Source organism: Vibrio sp. 2033 (assembly GCF_033339735.1).
In genome coordinates, this window is the sequence record NZ_JAWOVC010000703.1 from 1 (window position 1) to 547 (window position 547).

Below are 547 nucleotides of genomic sequence, written 5' to 3' on the forward strand. Positions count from 1 at the left end.
GCAGATGGGCTTGATTTATGTTAATCCCGAAGGACCGGACGGAAACCCCGACCCGATCGGTTCGGCTCATGATGTAAGAGAAACATTTGCCCGTATGGCAATGAATGATTATGAAACGGTGGCCCTTACGGCCGGCGGCCATACCTTTGGCAAAGCTCACGGTGCAGGCGATGCTTCATTGGTCGGTCCGGAGCCCGAAGCAGCACCCATCGAAGCGCAAGGGCTTGGCTGGCTTAGCAAACATGGAAGCGGTAAAGCTCAGGACGCAATAACAAGCGGGATTGAAGGTGCCTGGACTCCAACGCCAATACAATGGGATAACAGTTATTTTGAAACTCTGTTCGGTAATGAATGGGAATTGACGAAAAGTCCGGCAGGTGCCTTTCAGTGGCAGCCGAAAGGTGTCCAGCCAAATGTTCCTGACGCACACGATCCGCAGAAGAAACACTTGCCGATGATGACTACTGCGGACATGGCAATGAAGATGGATCCTGAATACAGGAAAATATCGCTTCATTTCAAAGAAAATCCAGAAGAATTTGCAGAT

Annotated in this window: 1 protein-coding gene; it reads left to right on the forward strand. The window is 50.3% G+C overall.

The genetic code is table 11. From position 1 onward, the window contains the following. Nucleotides 1-547, forward strand: a 547-nt coding sequence (locus R7P74_RS28610; protein ID WP_318124071.1) for a peroxidase family protein, incomplete at both ends; no start/stop codon positions are given.